A 23,260-nucleotide genomic window follows, 5' to 3' on the forward strand; every position below is an offset into this window, starting at 1 on the left:
GGCAATCGAGTATCTCGTTCCTCAAGAAACCTGCCGATCCTGCCCTTCCCAATAGGGTGCGCGCAGCTCTCTGCGGAGGATCTTGCCCGTCGCATTGCGAGGCATTTCTGCAATGATATCAACGCTTTTAGGGGCCTTGAACGCCGCAATCCGTTCCCGCGTATAGGCGATCACATCACCCGGATCGATCTCCATTCCGGGCTTGGGCACGCAGCACGCCTTGACCTCTTCGCCCCATTGCTCGCTGGGAATGCCGATCACCGCGACCTCTGCGATGGCGGGATGGCCGAAGATCGCGTTCTCAACCTCTGCAGGGTAAACATTCTCGCCGCCCGAGATAATCATGTCCTTGATCCGGTCCTGGATATAGACATAGCCATCCGCATCCATGATCCCGGCGTCGCCAGTGTGCAGCCAACCATCGGAGTCGATGGTTTTCGCCGTTGCCTCGGGCAGTTTCCAATAACCGGAGGTGTTGGAGGGCGAGAGGATACAGATCTCCCCGATTTCGCCGACTGGCACCTCTTTGTTATCCTCGTCGCGGATTTGAATCTCAACGCCCGGCACAGCCCTGCCCGCAGACCGCATCCGCTCATTGCCTTCAAGCGAATGATCCTCCGGCGGCAGCATCGTCACCGTACCGGTCGTCTCCGTCATGCCATAGACCTGGAGGAGCCCCGCATCCGGCATGGTCGCAACCGTCTGCTTCAAAAGCTCCAAAGGCATCGGAGCCGCGCCATACATAAGGTAGCGAAGGCCGGAAAAGTCCGTCTCTTTCGCCAGCGGATGCATGATCATGAACTGGATAGCAGCGGGGACGAGGAACATATGCGTCGCCCCGTTCGAAATCGCTCTCAGCACCCCGTCAGGCGTGTATTCCGGCAGAATCTGCGCTCTAATCCCGTTTGACATGGCAATCGCACACAGGCCCGTCCCGCCGATATGCGCGCAAGGCATGGCGGCCAGGATGCAGTCGCTATCGACGTAGGTGTTCCAAGGCTCCTGCGCATCAATGCTCGGTTTGCGCAGCGAAAACAGGTTGTTGTTGGACAACCCAACGCCCTTGGGATTGCCCGTCGTGCCCGAGGTATAGAGCTGCAAGACCGCGTCATCTTGCCCCGCTGGCGTGTATTCAGTGAGCGGCTCCATCTGCTCAGCCTTCGCGAAAGCCGCTTCCGCTTCGAGCGCCACCGGAGGGTTCTCCATCGCGCCCGTCACTTCGTGCGCGGTGTCGATAAAGCCTTCTTCCACGAACAGCAGCTTTGTGCCGGTATCGCTGAGGATATATCCGATCTCCGGCGGAGCGAGCCGCCAACCAATCGGCGCCATCACCACGCCCACTCGCGCTGCGGCATAGAGGAGCAGGAAATAGCGGTCAGAATTCTTGCCCAGCCAAGCGATCCGGTCGCCATGGCCAACGCCATGTTCGGCGAAGAAAGCCAGCAATTGCCGGGTCAGCCGATCCGCGCCGCCATAGGTTGTCACGCGCTCACCCATCTCCAGCGCAACTCCATCCGGCTTTGCCTCAGCCCAGTGATTGAGGAAGTCGTCGAAATTGAGATAGTTGTGATGTGCGCTTGTAGCCATGGTCAGCCTCTCCACTTGCTGGTCTTACCAATGGTTAAGCACGGTGGGAGGCGGGCGTCTATACCCGTGCCGCCAAGCCATCTGCAAAGTCGCTAGACGCTACGACGGACGGCCCAATTTGCGCGCGGCAGGCTCTCGCACGATCAGCCAGATTAGGAGGCCGAGCGGCCCTGCCATTAGCGTGAAGAACAGGATCGGCGCCTGTATGAAGCGGTTGACCCCTTTCGCATCGGCATCGCGCGCGATCCAAAGCCCGACAAACAGGTCGAAAGCGAGGTAATGCGTCCATCCGACCAGCACCCCAAGGTCGCTTCCAAAGACGGCTCGCACGCCCTCAATCGTGGTGAAATCCGCGCCACCTCCGCCTTCCACAACGAAGCCCGGCGGCAACAAGCCGCTGAACGCCCCAATCAGCCCGAAGGCGTAGATCAGGCACAGAAGGCCGACACCAAGATAGAGGATGGCAGAGAGCAAAGCTGGCCAACGCGGAAGAAAAGCCAGCGCGACCCAAGCGATCAATGCAAGCGCATTGACTGCGCTGAAATATGGTCCCCAATCCATTGCCCTTTTCCCCCCGCTCGAGCGTTTAGTCTGCGAATTCCGCTTCGGCTTTGGCGCGCCAATCGCGTGCGGCGCGCTTCATCGATTCATTGTCGTGGGTGAAACGCCCTGCGGCTCGGCGCAGGGAGAGGCCCAAGGCTGCCTCCGCCACTACGACGGCATCAATGGAACGGTACATCTCCCACTTCTTCGGCAGCAGCGGATCGGTGATCGGGCTCGCGATCTGGGCCATCTTCTCGACTGGGCGCAGATCATCCTCACGCTGACCTCTGAGCAAGCCTGGGCGCAAGATGTCCAAGCGCTTGAATCCAACTTTGGACAGCTCCTGCTCGGTCTCGCCTTTGACTCTGAGATAGAAGTTTTTCGACTTTGGATCAGCACCGGCTGAGCTGATCATCACCATGTTCGGGATACCAGCAGCCACTGCGGCTCGCGCCGTGTCGAGCACAAGGTCGTGGTCCACTTTGCGAAATGCCTCTTCCTCGCGCCCCGCTTTGCGCCACGTCGTGCCAAGCGCGCAGATGAGCGAGCGCGGGCGTACCGCTTCGAGCACTTCGCCCCATTTGCCAGCCTCTGCGATGAACATCTCCACCCGCGCGCCTTCGGGAAGCTTTGTCTCTCGCCGGGCAATACCCACGATCCGGGCCCGATTTCCGCGACTGGTGATTTCAATCAATCGCCTTCCCATAAGACCGGTCGCACCGACCAAGCCGACCCTCACTGGCATTTTGGGATCAGTGGTGGGATCAGACATTGACCAGCCCCTGTGGCATCTCACCATAGATCTCAGCGCAGGCCTGCATTGCAAAGCGGTCGCTCATCCCGGCAATGAAGTCGGCGATGGCCCGCGCGCGGTCAGGGTCGCTGCTCGGCAAACGGGCTTGCCAAGCTTCCGGCATCAGCGAGATGTCTTGCGAATAGGCCGCGAACAGACGCGCGATCACGCTGCGCGCTTTCTCAGCGGCTGCGACCTGTTCGGGGTGGTAATAAAGCTTGTCATACATAAACGCTTTGAGCGCCCGTTCGTGTTCCTGCATTTCGGGCGAGAAGCCCGCCAATTGCCGCCCCGCTCCGCGAATTTCCGCAACCGAGACGAACCCGGCGGCGCTTTTGCGCGAATGCTCAAGCACGTCATTTACCATCAGACCGATCTGATCGCGAATCAGCTCTCGAAGCAAGCGATCCTTTGGCGCGTGAGGAAAGCGTTTTTCGACCGCCCGCCACTGATCTGCGAGGAAATCCAGTTGCAGCAGGTCATCGAGGTCCAGGAAGCCGGCTCGCAGGCCATCGTCAATGTCGTGATTGTCATAGGCGATATCGTCCGAAACCGCCGCGATCTGCGCTTCGAGAGAGGGCCAAGTTTCAAGATCCAGCGGGAAGCCCGCATCCAGTTCTGCCAGCGCCCAATTGGGGGCGGCAACCGGGCCGTTATGCTTCGCCAACCCTTCGAGCAGATCCCAAGTGAGGTTCAGCCCCTCATGCTCGGGATAGGGACTCTCCAACCGCATCACTGTGCGCAAAGCCTGGGCGTTGTGGCAAAAGCCGCCATGGCGCATCATTGCCTCGGACAAGGCCGCCTCACCCGCATGGCCAAATGGAGGATGGCCCAGGTCATGGGCAAGACACAGAGCCTCTGTCAGATCCTCGTCCAACCCCAATCCGCGCGCCAGTACGCGGCCGATCTGCGCGACTTCGAGGCTGTGCGTGAGGCGGGTGCGGTAGTGATCACCGTCTGGCGCAATAAAGACCTGCGTCTTCGACTTTAACCGCCGAAAGCTCATCGAGTGGATGATCCGGTCGCGGTCGCGCTGGAAATCGCTACGCGGTCCCCTTGTTTCATCGGGCGTCTGGTCACTCGCTGACCTGCCAGCTCGGCGCGCACCGCCGAACTCGCGGCCGCCATGGGCGTCGGGGTCAGCAGCATAGGTGGCGCGAGTGGTCACGCCATCGGCTTAGGTGACAGCGAGGGAGCGCTCAACGGGAACAGAAGAGCAACCCGGCAGTGCGCTGCGGAAAAGCGAATGGGTGGGACCGAAAAAGGGAGGGCAAAAGGGGCCAGAAAAAAGGGGCCGCCTACCGGGTGCAATGGGGGGTGGTAAGCGGCCCCAAGAGCCGAAAAGCTCTTGGGTCATTCGGAGCGACCCGAAGGACCCGGAATTTGTCTATCATTTATCACTGACAAATTCAGCGGCGCAACTAGGCTTACCACTTGGCAAATGCACGTAAACACTTGTTGCATTGCGGCAAGGCGTGGTTCTTCAGAGGTGAAATGTGGACTAATTCACCAGCTCTTGCTCAAGAATCCAGTCCGCAGCCGCCTCACAATGGATCCGAGTGGAGTCAAACACCGGCAAGACGTTCGCATCGACATCAACCACCAACTCCAGCTCGGTGCAGGCGAGCACGATGGAATCCGCGCCTTCCTGCGCCTTGTTGGTGATGATGGTCTTCATCGCGCGCTCTGCATCGCGGGTCACTTTACCGACCATCAGCTCATCATAGATGATCCGGTCGAGCGTTTCGACGTTGACCATATTGGGTGGCAGCAAATCGATCCCGTGGGCGACCAAACGCTTGCGATAGAAGCTTTCGGTCATGACATTTCGAGTGCCGATCAGAGCCGCACTCTTAAAGCCTTCTCTTTTCAGAGCCTTGCCCACATATTCGGCGATGTGAAGGATGGGAATCCCCACTGTCGCGGCGACATCGTCGTACAGTTTGTGCATCGAATTCGCGCCGATAATCAGGCCTTCCGCCCCCGCGCCTTCCAGCCGTTTGGCGCTTTCTGACAGAATCGTGCTGGCGCGCTGCCAGTCCTTCTCCTCTTTCAAGGCGAAGAGCTGGCAGAAATCGAGGCTCTCAATCAGCATTGGCGCTGACGCCATGGGCGCGGCGCGGCGTTGTACGATGCGGTTGATCCGGTCGTAATACATGCCGGTGGAGACCCAACTCATCCCACCGATCAATCCCAGTTTCCGCAAAGCCATTCCTCGATTCTATACTGCGCTGCACAAGGGTGTAGCGACGAAGGTGGCTATGCGTCCATAGGGTGGGTTTTACGGTGTTTCTTCAGAAGCTTGGTTAGTTACCACCTGCTTAACGACCCACTCTTCAAAGTCCGCCACAGAGACTTGCGGCACTTCCTCCATAGGCAGGTGCGCCACGCCTTCGTACATTATCGACGTGTCGTTGGGCAGTTGCTCGGCATACCAGGTGGCGCCGCTTACCGGGGTGACCTGATCCAGCGAACCCCAGATAATGAGAGAGGGCATGGTGAGCGCGGCAACGTCTTCGGCCGCGAAGGGCCCTCCACGCGACGCAGCGGCACGGTCCACGGTCGCCTGACGATTGCCGGGATAGCGCAGCAGCTCCCAATAGCGATCAATCATCGCCTCCGTCATCACGGCCGGGTCCGCAACCGCGTCTTCCATGCTGGAGCGCACGAGAAAGCGCGGGGTGACGATTGTCATCAGCTGGTTGAGCCCCGGCGTCTTCGCCAGCGTCGCGCCGAGATAAAGGCGCCCCTCATCCGGCTTGCGCGGCGCGCCTGAGGCATTGAGCAGCCCCAACCCCATGACCCGCTCCGGATGGGCGATGGCGTAGGAGGTGGAAACCCATCCCCCCATCGAATTGCCGGCGAGGACAAAGCTGTCCAAACCCAAGTGATCCGCCAGCGCGTCGAGATCAGCGACATAGCGCTCTTTCGAATAGTCACCATCTGCCGCCGGCCCGGTCAGGCCGTGCCCCACCTGATCAAAGCGGATCACGCGGTATTCGTCCTTGAGCGCTTCGGCCCAGTCATCCCAGGTGTGCAGGCTGGAATTCGCACCGTGGATCAGGATGATAGGCAACGCGTCGCGTGGCCCTTCGTCACGGACATGGAATTCCTTTCCGCGTTCCAAAGTCACGAACTGCGATGTCTCTCCGCCATATTTGGCGCGCATCTCTGCGATGTCGGTGTCAGGCGTGCGCATTACGAGCACGGCAATGACGAGCACTGCGACAAGAACGCCCAGCACCCGCAATATCCATTTGATCATTGCGGCATCTCCTCAATCCATTTGCGCATCACGGCAATCGCTTTGGTGTCAATCGTCGAACGGCCCAGCTCTGGCATGGCCACCCCCGGATCGTTTGAATTCATACGGTGTAGAAGGATCGAGCCGTCGGGATCGCCCGGCGCAATCGAAACGAGCAGTCCCCCCGCCCCGCGCCCTGCTGCGACCGGAGGTTTGCGCACACCAATGGCAAAAGGATCATCCTGCTCCCACCGCAGATCGAGACCGGAATTGGACGCGCCTCCGCCCGGTTGATGGCAATGGGCGCAATTGACGTCGAGATAGGCGCGGGCTGCGACTTCTGGCTGATAGTTATCAGCGTGGCTCCACAGCGGCATTCTCTCCCCACCAACCGGTAGCGGGCCGCGGGATTGCTCAACAACCCACTGATTCTCGAGGCGACTTTCGCCCGCCATTTGACCAAGCCAATCAACCGAAAGATTGCGCACTTTCGGGCCAATCGGGATGACCTCGCCGTCCTTGGAGTGGCAGGCCTTGCACTGGTTCTTGTTCGGGATGCGGTAACTGATTTCCTCTCCCGCAGGAGTGGTCACAGGAATCCGAGCACCGGCCAATGCGAGACGCGCCCCCGTCTGCTCCTCGTTCCAGCGATAGGGCAGCGCGACCCAGCCATCTGCGCGGTGGAGCAGCACACGGGTCTCGATAAAGCGCTGACCCTCACCTTCGCCAAATGCAAAGGTCTTGATGATCGCGGAGCCGATCGGGAATTGCAGCAGGCCTGATCCATCCGCCTGCATCGCCGTCCCTTCCGGCACATAGATGTAGCGCAGCTTATCCGCGCCATCGGACCACAGCGGCGTGTTGAGTTCATAGGGTATGACACCGGGCGTAGGCTCGCGCCCAGCCCCATCCAGGAAAAAGCCGAAATCCCCCAAAGCGCGCGGCAGGCTGTCACCCTGGATCATCGCGTCGTTGACCATTGGGGGCGGCAACGCATCCGCATCGCGCGGCACGCTTATCGCAAGCGCTAGAGCGCCCGCCGCAATCCCGAGAAAGGCGAGGCTACGCGTCAATCGGAGACCCTCTCATACATCTCAAGCGGCAGGTCAGGCGACGCATCGTCCGCAGTCGCATGGTCGGGCGACGGGAAGCTGCCCGGTGCCACAAACTCCGGCGCGGCGGAGCTCAAGGGCTGGCCGACTTGCGTGAGGCCCATCGAGAGAACCGGCACCGCGTCATCAATGACGAGACCTTCGTGCAATCCGTCTGTGATGACCGATGGCAGCGGCCCGCCTCCGAACGCTGCGAGCAGAGCATCCCCGCCTTCAAAGTCGGGCGCACTTCCGCTCGACCCGTGAATGTTATCGGTAAGAGTTACATCGACCGGTCGCGGTTGATAGCGTTCGTCATCGAAGTCTTGCGAATAGGCAACCAGCAGCACGTTGGCGGTCACATTGTTGACCAGCAGGTTTCCGGCGATCTCGACGTCCGTATTGGCCATAACCATGATCCCGCTGCCCGCAGGCACGCTGGCGACGATATTGCCTTCGGGCGCGAAGTTGTCGGTGTTGTTGTCGATCACCGCATTGTTGACGACCGTCACATTGCCGCCGCCAACTTTGGGCAGACCGGGCAGGTCGAACACCAAGATACCGCCTGTATTGCGCGTTGCGAGGTTCTCGGACACAGTTGCGTTGTTCGAGTTTTCAATCTCGATCCCGGCGACATTCTCGACCACACGGTTACGCGTGACGACGATGTTCTCCGACTGGCCAACATAGATGCCTGCATCCGATGCGCCGCGAACATAGCTGTCCTGCACAAGGATGTTGGTCGCCTCGACCGGATAGATGCCATAGGCACCGTTGGAGGCGTCCGGACCGTTCGTCCACTCGATCCGCAGCGCGTGATACACGATCTGGTCCGCGCCCTTCGATTTGATCCCGTCGCCCTTGGCATTCTCGACCGCGAAATCGCGCAAAGTGACGTTGTCCGAGGTGACAAGCAGCCCCTCGCCCGAACCCTGCTGGTTGGTGAAGTCGAGCACGCTCGCATCCATCCCAGCACCGCGCACGGTGACGCCATCGACGTCCAAACTCAGGCCATCGGTGAGCGCATAGTGCCCCGCTTCCAGCTGGATCGTATCGCCGGGTTCGGCAAGGATCAGCGCTTCTTGCAGCCGCTCCTGCGCGCCTTCGCCCGGCGCAATCGTATGTGTCTCAGCCCAGGCAGGAGCCGCGCTCGCCAACAGAGCTGCGGCCAGTGAAATCCTGATCATTGTGTTGTCTCCCTCTCCGCTGGACATGATGCAGCGGGAGGGGTTTCAAGACAAGACCTACTTCAGCCGCCCGCGCGCGCAGCCTCAAGCCCCGCCAGCGAAAGCCTCCGACCCGGAGCGAGCTTCAGCGAATTCTCGAAGGCCGCAGCGGCTTCCTCATGGCGTCCCTCAACCAAGTGGATCTCACCCAGTAATTCGTAGCTAGGCTTGAAAATCACCGGTGGGCCAAAGACGATGGGCAGAGCCAGCTCCGCCGCCGCCGCTTCCTCCAACGCCGCAAGCCCGCCTTCGCGGTCGCCATCAGCCATCTGCATCAGCGCGTCCCCGCGCTCAATCGCGCGCACCAGCCACGGGCCGTAGCTGGAATCACCATTGGCATCGATTGTCGCAGCCATCTCGCCATAGATACTCTTCATCTCGGCGAGCGCTGTCTTGGCCTGCTCCGGATCGCTCTGGTGCCAGCGAAGGAACTCCCCGTGCACCTGAATGAAGCGTGCCGCAGCGGTTTGCGGTGTTTGCGGCAGAGTAATGGGGTCGAGCCACTCGCCTGTCTCTACGCCCATGAACAGAGCGACCGTCGCTGCGCTCCAAGCTCCGGGGACACGATCTGTGGCATCCTCAGCCGTCTCGGCAATTTGCGCGACGCAGGACGTGATCAGCTCGCGGGCATCCTTGCCCTGTTGCAGCAGCGCGTAGGCGAGCCATTCATTGTAATGGCCACAAGAGGTAGGACCGCGCCCTTGTGCCGCGCGCTGGCGGTTGGTCACATTCGCCGCGTTGACATTGGCAAGCTCGGTCGCGGGCCAGTCGGCGAGCGCAAGGTAGATGTGGCTCACCATATGCTGTGCGTGGCCAGCATCGGGCGCGATCACGGCGTAACGGCCTGCCATCCGCTCACCCAGCGGCGCGTGGGTCGGATCGTCGTAAGAGTGGATCAGATAGTGCAGGATGCCGGGGTGGTCTGGATGCGTCACAAAGCCCGGCTCCAGAATGCCAGCCGCGCGCATATAGATCGGTATCTGCCGCCCGCCATGCGAGGAGCCAAGCGTTGCGAGGCCCGTGAAGGCGCGCATGTCGATATCGTCGGGATGCGCTTCCAGCATGTCCTGAAGCGCGGCGAGATAGGCGAGGTCGCGCTCCGTCTTGGACGCGGGCTCTCCGCTGGTGCCGTAGAGCGTTTCAACTGCCCCCAGCCAAAGGCGCTCTTTCTCGCTACGCGCCTTGGTCGCGCGCGCTGCGGGATCAGCGCCGAGCCGCCCGAGGATCGCGAGCGCCGCCTCGCGATCCTGCTGCGCCCAAAGCGGATGGTTGTGCGTCATCGCCTCACCCCAATAGGCCATCACGAAATCGGGATCCGCATCCTGAGCCAGCCGGAATTCTTTGGCTGCAAAGGCGTATTCAAAGTTATGCAGCAGGGCGAGACCGCGCAGGAAGTGCTCACGCGCGTGGTCATTGGTCTGCACCTCCATAACCATTTGCTCCGCGCCCACGCGCTGCGGCGAGAAGTCGGAGGCGGCGGTGTGTTCGTCATGGCGCTGGGCTGCGACGGGAGCACTGACGAGGAGCGATGCGCCTGCAAGAGCGGCGGCGATGCGGGTGAGGCGTGTGGTCATGTTTCAATTCCCCTTTGCAGCGCCGTTCTGGCGTATCGGAGGGGCAAATGGCAAGCGGGTTAGAACCGCTCCATCATCAGCTCGATCCCGCATCCGCCTGCGACCCGCACCAACTGCTCGACCGCCTCAGGATCATCGACGCGGCGCAGGCGAGCCATCGCCTCGCCCGTAGAGGTCGGAATGCGGCTTTCGCCTTCCTGTGCGGCTAGCCCTTCGAGCTTCAAGAGCTGGTTGATGCTGAGCCGGTCGACAAGCCGCGGAGCCATACATTCCGCCATGGGTGTCGGCACGTTGTTGGCAAGCAAAGCCTGCTCCACACGCTCCTCGGTCACCTGTTCGATCAGACCGTCGTCTCGCAGGAGGAACCACGCACCAAGGCCGATGCCAAAGACCAGAATGAGGATGATGAGGAACCGCATACCATTCACCCTAACGCCGCAAACGCCTTAGTCGAGCGCCTTCACGATTTCCTCGACCATCTTCTTTGCATCGCTCAGCAGCATCACGGTCTGGTTCATATAGAACACATCGTTGTCGACGCCGGCATAGCCGACCCCGCCCATAGAGCGCTTGATGAAGAAGACCTGCTTGGCCTTGTCGACGTCGAAGACCGGCATGCCGTAAATGGGCGAGCTCTTGTCGGTCTTGGCCGCCGGGTTCACCACGTCATTCGCGCCGATGATGAAGGCGACGTCCGCCTGTGCGAAGTCTGAATTGATGTCCTCCAATTCGAACACTTCGTCATAGGGCACGTTCGCTTCAGCAAGCAGCACGTTCATGTGGCCCGGCATACGTCCGGCAACCGGGTGGATCGCGTATTTCACGTCCACGCCCTTTTCCTTGAGCGTGTCGGCCATTTCGCGAAGGACGTGCTGCGCCTGCGCGACCGCCATGCCGTAGCCGGGGATGATGATGACCTTCTCCGCCTGTTCGAGCATATAGGCCGCATCTTCGGCAGAGCCTTGCTTGTAGGGGCGCTGTTCGCGCGGCTCACCGCCGCCTGCGCCCGCATCATCGGCACCAAAGCCGCCAGCGATAACGCTGATGAAGCTGCGGTTCATCGCGCGGCACATGATGTAGCTGAGGATCGCGCCGGACGAGCCAACCAGCGCGCCGGTGATGATCATCGCGGTGTTGCCGAGCGTGAAGCCCATCGCCGCTGCGGCCCAGCCCGAATAGGAATTCAGCATCGACACAACGACCGGCATATCCGCGCCGCCAATGGGGATAATCAGCAGGAAGCCGATGGCAAAAGCGAGGACGGTGATCGCGATGATCTCCCACCCCTCACCAGCTCCGCCTTGGGGCGAGACCGCGTAATAGCCAATGATCCCGAGGATCGCGGCAAGCGTGCCCAAATTGATGACATGGCGCCCCGGCAACATGATCGGAGAGCCGCTCATCCGGCCCGACAGCTTCATGAAAGCGATAACCGAGCCACTGAAAGTGATCGCACCAATGGCGATACCAAGGCCCAACTCGATCCGGCTGACAAGGTTGATCTGCCCCTCACCATCAAGGATCCCGAACGCTCCGGGGTTGAGCCAAGCGGCAAGACCCACGACCACCGCCGCGAGGCCCACCAGCGAGTGGAAACCGGCGACCAGCTCTGGCATCGACGTCATTGCAATCTTGCGCGCAATCGTCACACCGATGATCGCGCCAAGGAAGATCGCAATCCCGATCTCTACAATGTTGGCCTTGTCATAGATCACCAGCGTGGTGATCAGCGCCAGTGCCATGCCGATCATGCCATTGCGGTTGCCCGCACGCGAAGTGGCAGGCGACGAGAGGCCGCGCAGAGCGAGGATGAAGAACACGCCTGCCGCCAGATAGGCCAGCATCGCCCAGTCAGGGACCACGATACCGGCACCGCCCGCAGCGGCTGTGAGAAGGTCGAAGCTCATCTCTTACTTCTCCTTCTTCTTGTACATGGCGAGCATCCGCTCCGTCACGGCAAAGCCGCCAAAGATGTTGATCGACGCCATCACAATTCCCGCAAGGCCAAGATATTTCGCAATCGGGCTGGTCGCCTCAGCCGCCGCAATCAGCGCGCCGACGATGATGACCGACGAGATCGCATTGGTCACCGCCATCAGCGGCGTGTGCAAAGCGGGCGTGACCGACCAGACCACATAATAGCCGACGAAACACGCCAGCACGAAGATCGAAAGGATTGAGATAAAGTCCATTATCGGTTCAACTTTTCCGCCATGAGGGATTGGAGACCAGTAACATCGCTACCGCGTCCGACCTTGAACTCGATCATGCCAAGCCCAGAAACAAACAGCTTGATTTCGCCGTCCAGATCAAAAGTCCCCGCGCTCTCTACTGAATACGCGTTGATCGACCGATAGGGGATCGTCTTGTATTCCTTTTTGGAGCCAGTCAGACCTTGCACATCGACGTGGATCACTCGCCAGTCGGTGAACACAATCCAGTCGCGAACCGTTTTGAAGGCAACCAGAACCTGCTCTTCACCAACAAGGCAATGCCCGTGGTCTTTTACAAAACCTTCCGCGCTGGCGGCAGTTGCGTTTAAGATTCCCATTATTTGTCCTGTCCGGATAGCTTTTCGACAAGCCGATCCATTCTATCAAGCACACTGTTGGCGACTGTGATTTCGATACTCTCCTGCTGAAGCGCCTCGGGCGCGCCGGGTTCTGGGCACATTATGTCGACCAGTGACATCTGGTAGTCATAGTCAGCCTTCGCGATAGCGAGGTCGAGCCGCAGCTGAATATCCTCCAAGTCCGTTTCAAACGCGCGATACCGGTCAATCACCGGCCCCATTGCGGGCGAACTTCCGCATGGATTGTAAATGATCGGAATAACGATCGAAGCTTCGGAACGTAGCTGCGCCCCGCGATGTGCATCTGCCATCGAATAGGGAATGGGAATGCCCCCTCCCGGACCTGCGAAGGTGGGTGACGCAAGACACATTCCCGCCAATGCCATCATGATCGCGGCGAGCGCCCTCACCCTTGCAGCCTCTCATTGACCACTTCGCCGCCCTTGGTCAGGCGGATCGCGTCGCCGATTTCTTCGTCGAGTTCGGGCTTGCCTGCTTCGGCATCCCAGAAGGCGGAGAGGAAGTTGTAGTGGTTGCGCGCGAACAAAGCGCTGGCGTCTGCCGCCAAATGAGCGGGCGTGTTGGCGTAGCCGATGATCTTCACGCCGTGTTTCTCAACGATCTTGTCGGCTTCGGAGCCTTCGACATTGCCGCCTTGCGCGACGGCTAGGTCGAAGATGACGCTGCCCGGTTTCATCGTCTTGATCTGCTCATCGGTGATCAGAACCGGAGCCGCATGTCCGGGGATCAAAGCGGTGGTGATGACGATGTCCTGCTTGGCGATATGCTCGCTGACGAGCTTGGCTTGGGCAGCCTTGTACTCGTCGCTCATCTCAGTCGCGTATCCGCCTGAGCCTTCGCCTTCGATGCCTTCGACTTCGGTCACAAAGATCGCTTTCGCGCCGAGGCTTTCGATCTGTTCTTTGGTGGCGGAGCGCACATCGGTCGCAGAGACCTGTGCCCCCAGACGCCGCGCGGTTGCAATCGCTTGCAGGCCGGCGACGCCCACACCCATGATGAAGCACTTGGCCGCCTGGACCGTGCCCGCCGCCGTCATCATCATCGGGAAAGCGCGACCATAAGTGTCGGCCGCCGCCAGCACAGCCTTGTACCCTGCGAGGTTGGACTGGCTGGAGAGGACGTCCATCGACTGCGCCCGAGTGATGCGCGGCATGAACTCCATGCTCAGCGCTTCAAAGCCGCCCTTGGCATAGGCCGCCACCAGATCGCCATTCTGAAACGGATCGAACAGAGCCGCCACCCAAGCGCCGTCTTTCGCGCCCTTCAGATGTTTCACATCCGGCGCCTGAACGCCGAGCACGATGTCCGCATCCTTGATCACTGACTTTAGATCACCAGTGCTCGCGCCCACCTCTTCATAGGCAGCGTCCGAGATCGAAGCGGTTTCACCCGCGCCGCTCTCAACCGCGACATCATTGCCTAAAGCAATGAATTTCTTGGCCGTTTCCGGCGTGGCCGCGACACGGTTTTCGCCAGCGGCGCGCTCTTTAAGGACAGCGATTTTCACTTGGGAGATGCCTCGCTTATTCAGCGATCAGAGCGACGACGGCGAACGTGATCACGAGGATCAGCGGCACGATCCACTTCAGCGAACCCATGAAGCTGTCATAGGTCGAGCGCGCGGCTTTCATATCGTGCGAATTGCTCATCTGGTTTCCCCTTCCATCTGCCTGTGACCGCATGCGTTCTTGTCGATCAATCGAGGCCGGTTTTCGTTCTGATGCCGCTACCCGCAAGCTCCATGAGGTACGCGTTTACCCTAGGCCAATGCGCAGCGGTGGCATCCGTTCCCTTCACCCCGTATCGAAGCGCGCGCGCTAGCTCAAGCCGGATTCCCCCTGCGAGCCAAAAGCAGCCTCCATCGTTCCACAGCGGTGCAGCCCATCAATCAAGTGGAACAGCCTTAATACCGTCTTTACCCGCAGGCCCTATGCCGGTCCGACGTTTTACCCCGCAACGCACGTTGGGGAGCCGGAGGCAGGCAGAGCAATATCTATGGCTGAAGCGGATCCGCAATCCATGCCAGAGACGGTTTCAGGCGACGAATCGCTCCCTGAAGCACGCATTGTCATGCTCATCGATGATGAGCCTGCGCAGAGCCGACTGATCACCGCCATCGCCGCGCGCGAAGGCTGGCGTACAGTCGTGGCAAGCGATGCAGAAACCGCCATTGCCATGCTGGGCACGCGTGAAGGTATGCAGCTTTCCGCGATCCTGCTCGACCAATGGGTGCCGGGTGACGATGCCTGCACGCTGATTGCGGAGCTCAAAGAGCGCCGCCCTGCTCTGCCCATCCTGATGCTGACCACCAGCGCCTCTCCATTGCTCGCTGTCGAAGCGATGCGCGCGGGCGCAAGTGACTACCTCGTCAAGCCGGTCTCTCCGGATCGTCTGATGGAGGCCCTGCGCGCGGTCACGACCCGTGAAGCACCACGTGATGAGCTTGCTCCACTGACCGAGAAGATGTCGGCGAGCCTCGATTTCGAAGCGATGATCGGCACCGCTCCAACTTTTCGCACCGCTCTTGCGCAGGCCGCAAAAGCCGCTCGCGGTCATGGCCATGCTCTGATCGAAGGCGAAAGCGGAACGGGCAAAGAAATGCTGATGCGGGCGATGCACGCCGCGTCCCCGCGCTCCAAAGAGAGCCTGCGGATCATCAACATTGCCAGCGTACCGCCCAACTCAATCGAGTCGGTGCTGTTCGGGCATGAGCCCAACGCATTCCCCGGTGCCTTCGACCGCCAGATCGGCGCGTTGCAGCACTGCGACACTGGCACCCTGGTGCTCGATGAAGTCGACCGGCTTTCGATGCCAGTGCAAATGCGCCTGGCCGACGCTTTGGAGAACGGCATTGTCCGTCCGGTTGGCGCAACCCACGGCTTCCGCGTGGATGTGCGGATCCTGTCGGCAACCAATCATAGCCTCGCCGAACTGGTCGATGGCGGCGTGTTCCACGCTGATCTCGCTAAGCGCCTGATGGGCACCCGCATCGCCCTGCCCCCGCTGCGTGAGCGGACCGGAGACATCTCCGCTCTTACCCGCCATTTCCTCCAGCGCATCGGCGAGCAGCCGGGCCTGACGCATCTGTCGGTCTCTGACAGCGCGCTTGCTTTGCTGGGCGCTTACGAATGGCCGGGCAATGTCCGCCAGCTGCAATCGGTCCTGTTCCGCGCCGCGGTCTATTGCGAAGGCGATACGCTGACAGCTGACAGTTTCCCGCAGCTTTCCGAGATGATCGGCGAGCTGGACGAGGCATCCGGATCGCATCTGCACGAAGGTGTGGGCGTCATGCTCTACACCGAAGACGGCAATCTGCGCCCGCTCGAAGAGATCGAAGCCGACGTCATCCGTCTCGCCATCGGCCATTATCGCGGCCGCATGACAGAGGTTGCACGCAGGCTCGGCATCGGACGCTCGACGCTGTATCGCAAGCTCAGCGATCTGGGCATCGACAACGCGGCTTAACGCAGCGGCTTGATCACCTTGGCCTGCGCGCCTAGCGCGGGTCCCATGACAGACATTCAAGACTTCAAAGGGCGCAGCGCGCTTGTGACCGGTGCGGCTTCCGGGATCGGAGAGGCCTGTGCCAAGGCGCTTGCTGCGCGCGGGGCTGCCAAGCTCTGGCTGATCGACTTGGACGAGCAGGGTCTCGCTGCGCTTGACCTTCCTTGCGAAGTAGAGCGCATCACAGGCTCGGTCGCGGATGAGGCTTTGTGGAATGACCTTGAACCTCGCCTCTCCGGCCTCGACCATGCCGTCGTGAACGCTGGCATTGGCTCCGGCGGGCCAATTCCCGACCTCTCCTTCCACGAGTGGCGCCGGGTTATGGACGTCAATCTGGACGGCGCTTTCCTCACTCTTCGTGCCGCGATGCGAGCGATGCAGGATGGGGGCGGTAGTATTGTTATCACCTCATCTTCCACCGCGGTGAAGGCTGTTGCGGGCATTGGACCCTATGGCATTTCCAAGGCTGCGGTTGCCCATATGGCGCGCATCGCTGCGCTCGATGGCGCTCCCAATGGCATCCGCGTCAACGCGACTGCTCCGGGCGGTGTCGACACCGCAATCTGGGAGAGCTCGGACGACTTTAAGCGCTCGGTCGAAGCGCAAGGGCGTGAGGCAACGATGAAGGCCATGGCGAAGACGACCCCACTTGGACGCTTTGCCACTTCAGAGCAGATCGCGAGCGATATCCTCTATATGCTGTCGGACAGCGGCTCCAACATTACCGGCCATGTGTTGGTATCGGACGGTGGGTTTACGCTTTAAGCCGGCTCAATCGTAAAGCCCTCGACCGCGCGTTTCTCGACGTGGCCGGGGTGATACATGTCCATCATGATCTCAGAGCGCGAAGGCTCACTGCCATCGCAGATGACCTCATAGAGATCGACGATCCGGCCAAATGGCCCGACGCCCATCGATCCGAGCCGTTGATATTCAGGCGCTTGGCCGTCTTCGCAACGCAGCCGAGAGAGATAGGCTCGCTGACCTTGAGGCATCTCTGCGCGCACCGGGTTTTCAGCGCTTCCGAGCGGATGCTTCTCTGCCTCTTCGATCATGCGTTCGAGCTTCTCGCCCGATGGCAGATCGCCAAACAGGCCCTGTGCATTGATGGGCGCCTGAAGGGGGATCACAATCAGCCCCACGGCGGCCAGAACACCCAAAGTCAGTTTCTTCATCACTCTCTCCCTCGTTCAAGACCCTACATCGGAAGCTGGCTGAAATCGGTCAGCGCTGCGTCGCGCATTCCGCGCCAGACATTCCTCGCCTGCACCGTTTCCACCACATCGTGAACCCGCACGATCTGCACGCCAGCATCCATCAGCCGCGTCGCCAGCGCGATTGAGCCGCCCAGCCGCTGATCCGCAGGCTCTTCATTCGACAGCGCGCCGATCATCCGCTTGCGACTGACCCCGACCAGCAGCGGCGATCCGAGCGCGTGGAACAGCGGCAGCGCATTCAGCAATGAGAGGTTGTCGGAGAGGCTCTTGCCAAAGCCAATACCGGGGTCGAGCAGGATACGCTCCTCCGCGATCCCGCCCGCAATTGCTTTGGCACGGGCTCCTTTGAGCATGTCGAACACATCGGTGACGACGTCGCGATATGCCCCGCCCGGCAGGTCGCCAAGGTCGTGCAGATCGTCCCCCTTGCCCGGCGCGTGCATCAGCACGACCGGCACCTGGCTGCCCGCGACAAGGTCGAGCATCCGAGGATCATAGCGCAGCGCCGAAACATCGTTCGCCATCAGTGTCGAGCCATTGAGCTTTGCCAGAGCGGCCTCCAGCACCCCTGCGCGGCGTGTGTCGAGGCTGATCGCGGCACCCATCTGCGCGCAATATTCGATGGCGGGCAGCACCCGCTCAATCTCGTCGCCCTCCCACGTGGCTTTGCCGCCCGGACGCGTGCTCTCGCCGCCAATGTCGATGATCGCAGCGCCGGCTTCGAGCATCGCCGCGGCATGCTCGCGCCCTGCGTCCGGATTATCCAGAAAGTCGCCGCCATCGCTGAAACTGTCGGGCGTTACGTTGAGCACGCCCATCACCTGCGGCTGGTCGAGCCGAATGGTGCGCTCCCCGATCTGCAAGGGGGCATGGGTCAGTTGCAGGTTGGTCCATTGGCGCTCCGCTTCGCTTGCAAGCGTACCGCCCAAAAGCGAAACCAGTTCGGACAAAGCCTCCGCCGCGTCCGCCACGCCAAAGACGCGGCGATGGGTGACTTGGGCCTCCTCTCGGCATACCAGCGCAAAACGGCTGGCATAGGCCATCGAACCGCCCAGCCGGATCGCGGCAGGTCCGTCTCCGGTCGACTCGACTTGCGGGCTAGCGCAGAGCCCGATGGGCATCACGTAGACGCCGTCTGTCACCCCCGCGCTCATGCCGTCTCTCCCGAGGAGAGCGGGTGCGTTTGACACACTTGACACACTGTCCAAGAGCAAAAGGCGCTTGGGGCCATCGGAGGGGCCATGAAGGGCCCGAATTCGCGGCTTGAGGGAAGGTTGTTCACTTGCATGGACAAAGGGTTTAGCCGCTTGCGCAAGCGTAGGACAGGCCCGCGCGCTCACCCTCCCACAGCTCACGCAAAGACAGAGGCGCCGAAGCTCTCGCCCCGACGCCTCCAGGTTTTAGCAATGATGCGGGATCAGTTGCCGAATTTGATTCGGAAACCGGCTGAGACGATCGACTGGCCCGTCTCCACCTCAAGGTCCGCAGGCAGCAGGGTGAGCGGCACATCGACGTCATCCAGCTGGTCGCGGTAGGTGTATTGCGCGAAGATTTGCGCGTTGTCCGACAGGTTGAAGGACGCACCTGCGATCGCCTGATAGGCAAAGCCATCATCGCTCGCATCGGCGATCACCACGCCCGACGGCGAGTAGTCCACATCGGTGTTCATGTAGCCAAGGCCACCGCCGATATAGGGTTCAAACCCAGCGCCGGTTTCAATGTCATAGAAGACGTTGAGGAAGGCACCATATTGCTTGATGTCGCCTTGCCCGTCCGCGACGACCTCTCCGACCGTGGGATTGGCCGCATCGGGAGCCCCGCGCGTCAGGACAGCGACATCGACGGCGTCAATATCCGCGCCGCCAACGGTCACGCCGCTATGGGTGTCGACATCATACTCGGTGTAGAAGCCCTGGACTTCGGCGCGGAAACCGTTGCCGAAATCATAGCCTGCCGCACCGCTGAAAGTGTAGCCGGTGTCGAACTCGGTCTCCCAGGCGACATCGGTTCCGGTGGGGATCGCGTCGAAGTCGACAGTCGCTGGAATGTCAGCGGTGGTCGCTCCGGAATTGGACGAATCGTTGGGCAGAACCGCTCCGATATCGACCGCGATATAGGGGCCTGCATCGTCATCGGACTGCGCAGCGGCGGGGGATGCCACAACAGCCAGAAGCACGGCAGGTGCGAGTGCAAGTTTCGGATTATATTTCATGAGGTTCCTCATTCTTGTTTGGCCCCGCGCAACATTAAAGGGGGTGTTAGGGGACGCGCGGGATTGGCGCAGATACAAGGGGTGAGGATGAACGGTTGCATACAGCTTCGGTGAGCCGTGCATTGCGAACGGTTATTAGAAAGGCTTTTCGACGAACCGGGTTTTTGGGGGGATTGGGGTTGAGCCGCGCGGGCCGAAGAGTTTTTCTAGAGCGCGGTCCCAGGCTCAGGATCAGAACCAAACCATGACCCGACAGCCGAGAGCGCTTTCGCCAAGAGTAAAATGGCGAACAGAGGCGCAATGATCAGCGAAAAGATGGTCTCGTTCACAGTCGCAGGTTCGCAGTGCACAAAGCTGAATACAGGACCATCCGCACCCGGCTCGGGAGGTGGAATGTGACACGGCTCATAAATGTAGCCCTCAACCACACCGATGATTGCAAAGGGGCTGGATAAGATCAGAAGGACGAGAAAGGTGCGATAGCGGGACAAGAAGCCAAGCAAGCTTGAAGCAGGCGTATCCTTCTCCAAGAAGTCGCACAGGTGCCAGAAGGCCAATGGGAAAAAGAAGCCGATGTGAGGCTCAAGACCTTGGCTCATGGGCCAGGCATACTTGTCGATCCCGTATTCGCCGCCTTCAATCCCTGCCCAGATCAAGATCATTCGCCACGCGAGCATCAAGGCCAATGCCGAAATCAGCGAATGCAGCCCCATTGTGCAGAGCCAGTTGAGCAGTTTCTGTTTGTAAACGCGTGTCACAAGGGAAGTGTGCCACGACCGCTGCTGACGTCAAATCAATCCTCATTCGCGAGCCGATACAACTCGCGCGCATGGTCGACCGGTTTGACGTCACCATCCACCTCGTAGTGCCAGAAGGTCCAGCCATTGCAGCTCGGCGCGCCTTGCAGGTCTTTGCCGAGGCCGTGGATGCTTCCCACCTTGCCATCGCAATCCAGCGAACCGTCTGCCCGGACAGTCGCGATCCAGCGGCGTTTCTTGTCGAACACTTTAGATCCTGCGGGGATAAGGCCGGTTTCAACCACCGATCCGAACGCCACGCGCGGTGCGCTCTTCTTGCTCTGCATCGTTGCAAGCGCGCTTTCATCGAGCGGCAGTTCCTTCTCGATCCGCTTGTAGGCAGCCTCGCGGTAGACGCTCTCGCGCTCGCAGCCGATCCACTCACGGCCCAGACGTTTTGCCACCGCGCCGGTCGTTCCGGTGCCGAAGAACGGGTCGAGGACCACATCGCCCTTCTCCGTCGTCGCAAGCAGCACGCGATAAAGTAGCGCTTCCGGCTTTTGCGTCGGGTGAACCTTGGTGCCGTTCTCTTTCAGACGCTCCCCGCCCGAACAGATCGGCAGCACCCAGTCGCTGCGCATTTGCAGCTCGTCATTCAGGGTCTTCATCGCGCGATAGTTGAAGTGGTAGCGCGCCTTTTCCCCCTGGCTCGCCCAGATCATCGTCTCATGCGCGTTAGTAAAGCGGGTGCCTTTGAAGTTTGGCATCGGATTGGTCTTGCGCCAGATGATGTCGTTCAGGATCCAGAAGCCGAGATCCTGCAGGATCGCGCCGCAGCGGAAGATATTGTGGTAGCTGCCAATGACCCACAGCGAGCCGTCGGGCTTCAACACCCGGCGCGCTTCGGTCAGCCAGCTCCGGGTAAATTCGTCATAAGCGCGGAAGCTTTCAAACTGATCCCAGTCGTCTGTCACCGCATCGACTTCGGAGCCATCGGGGCGGTTGAGATCACCACCGAGCTGCAGATTGTAGGGCGGATCGGCGAAGATGCAGTCGACGCTGTTGTCGGGCAGCGAACGCATCGCCTCAATACAGTCTCCGGTCAAAATCTGACTTAAGGGCAGCGACTTAGTTACGTCTTTTGACGTATTTTTCGAAGTCTTGCGTACGGTTGCGGCACGCAGCTTTTGAGTTTCCATCACGCCCATAATTCGCCTCTATTCCGGCCACACGCCGTCACTATTCGCCAAAGTTATCCACAGGCATGAGTCCTCAGCGGACTCCCGTCAAGCACTGAGATTCTCGGAGCTTATGGTTAATGCTTAGTAAACGCCCCTAAGAGCCGGGCGGAACAAAGCAGAACAAAACAGGGCCCCACTAGATGTTGAGTCCGCCGGCTGTGCCGGGACTCCAGATGGGGTGGGTGTTGCGCGGAGGACTCGTTCGTTTGCTTTTCGCTCACCCATCCGGGCGAGCGTCCACGCTAGCGCCAAGCGCGAAGTAGAGGCACAAAATTAACCAACACGTCCTACACTCCTTCCGACCGTTTCGATGATCGGAGAATTCGTGATGAAGGGCTTGTTTGAAGGGCTGGTTGTGCTGATGATCCCTGTCGTCGGCTACGGCGTCTACACGCAGATTGACACGGTCGGACCAAGCGATGGTTACGAGCGCAGCAGTTACTACGCGAAATGCGATACGGACTACCTGCAAAGCGCTCCATATCTCGGATTCCGAGCCTCCAGCAGCCAATGCGAGTGCTTTGACGACAAACTTCAACAGCTCTCCCCTGCGCAGCAACGGGCGGCGTACAAAGCTCTGGAGGACAGGTTGTCGCTCGCCTTCATGGGTCAGGCTGGCGCGAAGGTGCGAGGCAACACTGTCACTGTGAATGACAAGGATCTTGGCGAAGTCACCGGTGAGGTGAAGTTCGCGTCAAGTGGTACTGCGATTATGGAACAATGCTCGATGTTCTAGAGTGCTTCTAGGTCAAGCACTCACGCAAAAATCAGTACTACATTCCCAACAAACGCCGCGAGCAGCAGCGCACCCAACACGCGTCCGATGCGCTTGGCGAACCACAACAACGCCAGCATCAGCACCGCGCTCCCCGTCAGCAGCGCCATTTGCAGGCCGACGAGCTCGCTCGGCAAAGCAAAGGGCGCGATGCTCATGGTTGCGCCGCCGATCAGCAGGATGTTGTAGATGTTGGAGCCAAGCACGTTGCCGATGGCGAGGCCCGATTTGCCTCGGACAGCGGCAGCGATGGACGCGGCGAGTTCAGGCAGTGAGGTTCCGACTGCGACTACCGTCAATCCGATCACAGTCTCCGGCACGTTGAACAGCGTGGCCAGCTCAATCGCTCCAGTAACAAGTGCGTTGCCTCCCGCGACCAACACGCCAAGCCCTGCAAGGAACAGTACAATCGCCATCGCCCAGCCGCTGGGTGCGTCGTCGTCGTCATCCTCGTCCTCAAGCTGAGAGGCCCCTGGATGGCGATAACGCCAGACGATATAGACGATGATCCCGGCGAGCAGAGCAAAGCCGATCCAGCGCGCGCCCAATTGCGAAAAGGCGAGGCCCCACAGCAGCAAGGTCACGCCCAAAGCGACCACCGCATCGCGCCTGCCCCCGCCGCTAAGCGCAATAGGCATCACCAAAGCGGAGACGCCAAGGATCAGCAGCGTGTTGGCAAGGTTTGACCCGACGATGTTGCCCCACGCAATCTGAGGCGACCCCGCAAGGCTGGCCTGAACGCTCGCGACCATTTCCGGCATGCTCGTCGCAAAGCCAACGATCACAAGGCCGGTGAACAGGGTCGAGACGCCCAGCTTGTTCGCGATGCCAACAGACCCGCGCACCAGCAGTTCGCCGCCAATGGCAAGACCGACGAGACCGCCGAGCGATAGGAGAATAGCATTGAGCATGGTTGGGGCCTC

25 protein-coding genes are annotated in these 23,260 nt (G+C 60.4%); 3 read left to right on the top strand and 22 right to left on the bottom strand.

What is annotated here, in order from left to right; genetic code table 11:
* Nucleotides 1-21: 21 nt before the first annotated feature.
* The 16 genes from AC0V6X_RS08680 to AC0V6X_RS08755 all read right to left on the bottom strand — a co-directional run bounded on the left by AC0V6X_RS08680 (nucleotide 22) and on the right by AC0V6X_RS08755 (nucleotide 14,300).
* Nucleotides 22-1,587, bottom strand: coding sequence for a long-chain-fatty-acid--CoA ligase (locus AC0V6X_RS08680; protein ID WP_486184165.1), 1,566 nt, complete (start codon nucleotides 1,585-1,587; stop codon nucleotides 22-24).
* Between the two features lie 99 nt (nucleotides 1,588-1,686).
* On the bottom strand, nucleotides 1,687-2,148 hold the full coding sequence (locus AC0V6X_RS08685; RefSeq protein ID WP_486184166.1) for an ABA4-like family protein: 462 nt from the start codon (nucleotides 2,146-2,148) through the stop codon (nucleotides 1,687-1,689).
* A gap of 25 nt (nucleotides 2,149-2,173) precedes the next feature.
* Nucleotides 2,174-2,902 (bottom strand): NAD(P)H-binding protein, encoded by a 729-nt coding sequence (locus AC0V6X_RS08690; RefSeq protein ID WP_486184167.1) that lies wholly within the window; start codon nucleotides 2,900-2,902, stop codon nucleotides 2,174-2,176.
* Nucleotides 2,895-4,091, bottom strand: coding sequence for a deoxyguanosinetriphosphate triphosphohydrolase (locus AC0V6X_RS08695; RefSeq protein ID WP_486184168.1), 1,197 nt, complete (start codon nucleotides 4,089-4,091; stop codon nucleotides 2,895-2,897). The genes AC0V6X_RS08690 and AC0V6X_RS08695 overlap by 8 nt, the downstream gene beginning before the upstream one ends.
* A gap of 333 nt (nucleotides 4,092-4,424) precedes the next feature.
* Nucleotides 4,425-5,135, bottom strand: a complete 711-nt coding sequence (locus AC0V6X_RS08700) for an aspartate/glutamate racemase family protein (protein WP_486184169.1) — start codon at nucleotides 5,133-5,135, stop codon at nucleotides 4,425-4,427.
* 69 nt (nucleotides 5,136-5,204) lie between these two features.
* Nucleotides 5,205-6,188, bottom strand: coding sequence for an alpha/beta fold hydrolase (locus AC0V6X_RS08705; protein WP_486184170.1), 984 nt, complete (start codon nucleotides 6,186-6,188; stop codon nucleotides 5,205-5,207).
* The gene (locus AC0V6X_RS08710; RefSeq protein ID WP_486184171.1) at nucleotides 6,185-7,240 is read right to left on the bottom strand and encodes an SO2930 family diheme c-type cytochrome; all 1,056 of its coding nucleotides are present in this window, start codon (nucleotides 7,238-7,240) and stop codon (nucleotides 6,185-6,187) included. The genes AC0V6X_RS08705 and AC0V6X_RS08710 overlap by 4 nt, the downstream gene beginning before the upstream one ends.
* Nucleotides 7,237-8,445 (bottom strand): parallel beta-helix domain-containing protein, encoded by a 1,209-nt coding sequence (locus tag AC0V6X_RS08715; protein WP_486184172.1) that lies wholly within the window; start codon nucleotides 8,443-8,445, stop codon nucleotides 7,237-7,239. The genes AC0V6X_RS08710 and AC0V6X_RS08715 overlap by 4 nt, the downstream gene beginning before the upstream one ends.
* Nucleotides 8,446-8,507: 62 nt before the next feature.
* A complete protein-coding gene (locus AC0V6X_RS08720) occupies nucleotides 8,508-10,058 on the bottom strand; it encodes a tetratricopeptide repeat protein (protein ID WP_486184173.1) in 1,551 nt (516 codons plus the stop codon).
* 59 nt (nucleotides 10,059-10,117) lie between these two features.
* Nucleotides 10,118-10,477 carry a hypothetical protein gene (locus AC0V6X_RS08725; RefSeq protein ID WP_486184174.1) on the bottom strand — a complete coding sequence of 120 codons (360 nt, stop codon included), beginning with the start codon at nucleotides 10,475-10,477 and terminating at the stop codon, nucleotides 10,118-10,120.
* A 27-nt stretch (nucleotides 10,478-10,504) separates the two neighbouring features.
* A complete protein-coding gene (locus AC0V6X_RS08730) occupies nucleotides 10,505-11,965 on the bottom strand; it encodes an NAD(P)(+) transhydrogenase (Re/Si-specific) subunit beta (RefSeq protein ID WP_486184175.1) in 1,461 nt (486 codons plus the stop codon).
* A gap of 3 nt (nucleotides 11,966-11,968) precedes the next feature.
* Nucleotides 11,969-12,250: an NAD(P) transhydrogenase subunit alpha part 2 gene (locus AC0V6X_RS08735; RefSeq protein WP_486184176.1), complete on the bottom strand. Its 282-nt coding sequence runs from the start codon at nucleotides 12,248-12,250 to the stop codon at nucleotides 11,969-11,971.
* Entirely contained in the window at nucleotides 12,250-12,609 is a 360-nt protein-coding gene (locus AC0V6X_RS08740; RefSeq protein ID WP_486184177.1) for a PH domain-containing protein, read from the bottom strand. Before AC0V6X_RS08740 ends, AC0V6X_RS08735 begins: the two co-directional genes overlap by 1 nt.
* Nucleotides 12,609-13,040, bottom strand: a complete 432-nt coding sequence (locus AC0V6X_RS08745; RefSeq protein ID WP_486184178.1) for a hypothetical protein — start codon at nucleotides 13,038-13,040, stop codon at nucleotides 12,609-12,611. Before AC0V6X_RS08745 ends, AC0V6X_RS08740 begins: the two co-directional genes overlap by 1 nt.
* Entirely contained in the window at nucleotides 13,037-14,158 is a 1,122-nt protein-coding gene (locus AC0V6X_RS08750; RefSeq protein WP_486184179.1) for an NAD(P) transhydrogenase subunit alpha, read from the bottom strand. The genes AC0V6X_RS08745 and AC0V6X_RS08750 overlap by 4 nt, the downstream gene beginning before the upstream one ends.
* Before the next feature lie 16 nt (nucleotides 14,159-14,174).
* On the bottom strand, nucleotides 14,175-14,300 hold the full coding sequence (locus AC0V6X_RS08755; protein ID WP_486184180.1) for a hypothetical protein: 126 nt from the start codon (nucleotides 14,298-14,300) through the stop codon (nucleotides 14,175-14,177).
* Nucleotides 14,301-14,670: 370 nt separating this feature from the next.
* On the opposite strand from AC0V6X_RS08755, the gene AC0V6X_RS08760 reads away from it, so the two are divergent.
* Nucleotides 14,671-16,116 carry a sigma-54-dependent transcriptional regulator gene (locus AC0V6X_RS08760; RefSeq protein WP_486185551.1) on the top strand — a complete coding sequence of 482 codons (1,446 nt, stop codon included), beginning with the start codon at nucleotides 14,671-14,673 and terminating at the stop codon, nucleotides 16,114-16,116.
* A 45-nt stretch (nucleotides 16,117-16,161) separates the two neighbouring features.
* Nucleotides 16,162-16,920, top strand: coding sequence for an SDR family NAD(P)-dependent oxidoreductase (locus tag AC0V6X_RS08765; RefSeq protein ID WP_486184181.1), 759 nt, complete (start codon nucleotides 16,162-16,164; stop codon nucleotides 16,918-16,920).
* Here the strand turns inward: AC0V6X_RS08765 and AC0V6X_RS08770 are convergent.
* The 5 genes from AC0V6X_RS08770 to AC0V6X_RS08790 form a co-directional block, all read right to left on the bottom strand.
* The gene (locus tag AC0V6X_RS08770) at nucleotides 16,917-17,330 is read right to left on the bottom strand and encodes a hypothetical protein (protein ID WP_486184182.1); all 414 of its coding nucleotides are present in this window, start codon (nucleotides 17,328-17,330) and stop codon (nucleotides 16,917-16,919) included. The genes AC0V6X_RS08765 and AC0V6X_RS08770 overlap by 4 nt on opposite strands.
* A 23-nt stretch (nucleotides 17,331-17,353) precedes the next feature.
* Nucleotides 17,354-18,514 (bottom strand): dihydropteroate synthase, encoded by a 1,161-nt coding sequence (gene folP, locus AC0V6X_RS08775; protein WP_486185552.1) that lies wholly within the window; start codon nucleotides 18,512-18,514, stop codon nucleotides 17,354-17,356.
* Between the two features lie 275 nt (nucleotides 18,515-18,789).
* Nucleotides 18,790-19,584: an outer membrane protein gene (locus AC0V6X_RS08780; protein ID WP_486184183.1), complete on the bottom strand. Its 795-nt coding sequence runs from the start codon at nucleotides 19,582-19,584 to the stop codon at nucleotides 18,790-18,792.
* Nucleotides 19,585-19,790: 206 nt separating this feature from the next.
* Complete coding sequence (locus tag AC0V6X_RS08785) at nucleotides 19,791-20,297, bottom strand: hypothetical protein (RefSeq protein WP_486184184.1); 507 nt, start codon at nucleotides 20,295-20,297, stop codon at nucleotides 19,791-19,793.
* Nucleotides 20,298-20,377: 80 nt separating this feature from the next.
* Nucleotides 20,378-21,529, bottom strand: coding sequence for a DNA methyltransferase (locus AC0V6X_RS08790; protein ID WP_486184185.1), 1,152 nt, complete (start codon nucleotides 21,527-21,529; stop codon nucleotides 20,378-20,380).
* Nucleotides 21,530-21,872: 343 nt separating this feature from the next.
* Here AC0V6X_RS08790 and AC0V6X_RS08795 point away from each other — a divergent pair, with 343 nt between their 5' ends.
* Entirely contained in the window at nucleotides 21,873-22,298 is a 426-nt protein-coding gene (locus AC0V6X_RS08795) for a hypothetical protein (protein WP_486184186.1), read from the top strand.
* Nucleotides 22,299-22,318: 20 nt separating this feature from the next.
* Here AC0V6X_RS08795 and AC0V6X_RS08800 read toward each other — a convergent pair whose 3' ends face one another.
* A complete protein-coding gene (locus tag AC0V6X_RS08800) occupies nucleotides 22,319-23,248 on the bottom strand; it encodes a calcium/sodium antiporter (protein WP_486184187.1) in 930 nt (309 codons plus the stop codon).
* Between the last annotated feature and the right edge of the window lie 12 nt (nucleotides 23,249-23,260).

It is taken from the genome of Erythrobacter sp. S267, assembly GCF_057365045.1.

Coding starts and splice junctions, on each gene's coding strand:
- AC0V6X_RS08740 (WP_486184177.1), bottom strand. CDS start 12,609: ATGGGAATCTTAAACGCAACTGCCGCCAGCGCGGAAGGTTTTGTAAAA.
- AC0V6X_RS08690 (WP_486184167.1), bottom strand. CDS start 2,902: ATGTCTGATCCCACCACTGATCCCAAAATGCCAGTGAGGGTCGGCTTG.
- AC0V6X_RS08795 (WP_486184186.1), top strand. CDS start 21,873: ATGATCGGAGAATTCGTGATGAAGGGCTTGTTTGAAGGGCTGGTTGTG.
- AC0V6X_RS08735 (WP_486184176.1), bottom strand. CDS start 12,250: ATGGACTTTATCTCAATCCTTTCGATCTTCGTGCTGGCGTGTTTCGTC.
- AC0V6X_RS08730 (WP_486184175.1), bottom strand. CDS start 11,965: ATGAGCTTCGACCTTCTCACAGCCGCTGCGGGCGGTGCCGGTATCGTG.
- AC0V6X_RS08685 (WP_486184166.1), bottom strand. CDS start 2,148: ATGGATTGGGGACCATATTTCAGCGCAGTCAATGCGCTTGCATTGATC.
- AC0V6X_RS08720 (WP_486184173.1), bottom strand. CDS start 10,058: ATGACCACACGCCTCACCCGCATCGCCGCCGCTCTTGCAGGCGCATCG.
- AC0V6X_RS08800 (WP_486184187.1), bottom strand. CDS start 23,248: ATGCTCAATGCTATTCTCCTATCGCTCGGCGGTCTCGTCGGTCTTGCC.
- AC0V6X_RS08680 (WP_486184165.1), bottom strand. CDS start 1,587: ATGGCTACAAGCGCACATCACAACTATCTCAATTTCGACGACTTCCTC.
- AC0V6X_RS08770 (WP_486184182.1), bottom strand. CDS start 17,330: ATGAAGAAACTGACTTTGGGTGTTCTGGCCGCCGTGGGGCTGATTGTG.
- AC0V6X_RS08755 (WP_486184180.1), bottom strand. CDS start 14,300: ATGAGCAATTCGCACGATATGAAAGCCGCGCGCTCGACCTATGACAGC.
- AC0V6X_RS08790 (WP_486184185.1), bottom strand. CDS start 21,529: ATGGGCGTGATGGAAACTCAAAAGCTGCGTGCCGCAACCGTACGCAAG.
- AC0V6X_RS08715 (WP_486184172.1), bottom strand. CDS start 8,445: ATGATCAGGATTTCACTGGCCGCAGCTCTGTTGGCGAGCGCGGCTCCT.
- AC0V6X_RS08780 (WP_486184183.1), bottom strand. CDS start 19,584: ATGAAATATAATCCGAAACTTGCACTCGCACCTGCCGTGCTTCTGGCT.
- AC0V6X_RS08785 (WP_486184184.1), bottom strand. CDS start 20,297: ATGGGGCTGCATTCGCTGATTTCGGCATTGGCCTTGATGCTCGCGTGG.
- AC0V6X_RS08725 (WP_486184174.1), bottom strand. CDS start 10,477: ATGCGGTTCCTCATCATCCTCATTCTGGTCTTTGGCATCGGCCTTGGT.
- AC0V6X_RS08760 (WP_486185551.1), top strand. CDS start 14,671: ATGCCAGAGACGGTTTCAGGCGACGAATCGCTCCCTGAAGCACGCATT.
- AC0V6X_RS08765 (WP_486184181.1), top strand. CDS start 16,162: ATGACAGACATTCAAGACTTCAAAGGGCGCAGCGCGCTTGTGACCGGT.
- AC0V6X_RS08700 (WP_486184169.1), bottom strand. CDS start 5,135: ATGGCTTTGCGGAAACTGGGATTGATCGGTGGGATGAGTTGGGTCTCC.
- AC0V6X_RS08705 (WP_486184170.1), bottom strand. CDS start 6,188: ATGATCAAATGGATATTGCGGGTGCTGGGCGTTCTTGTCGCAGTGCTC.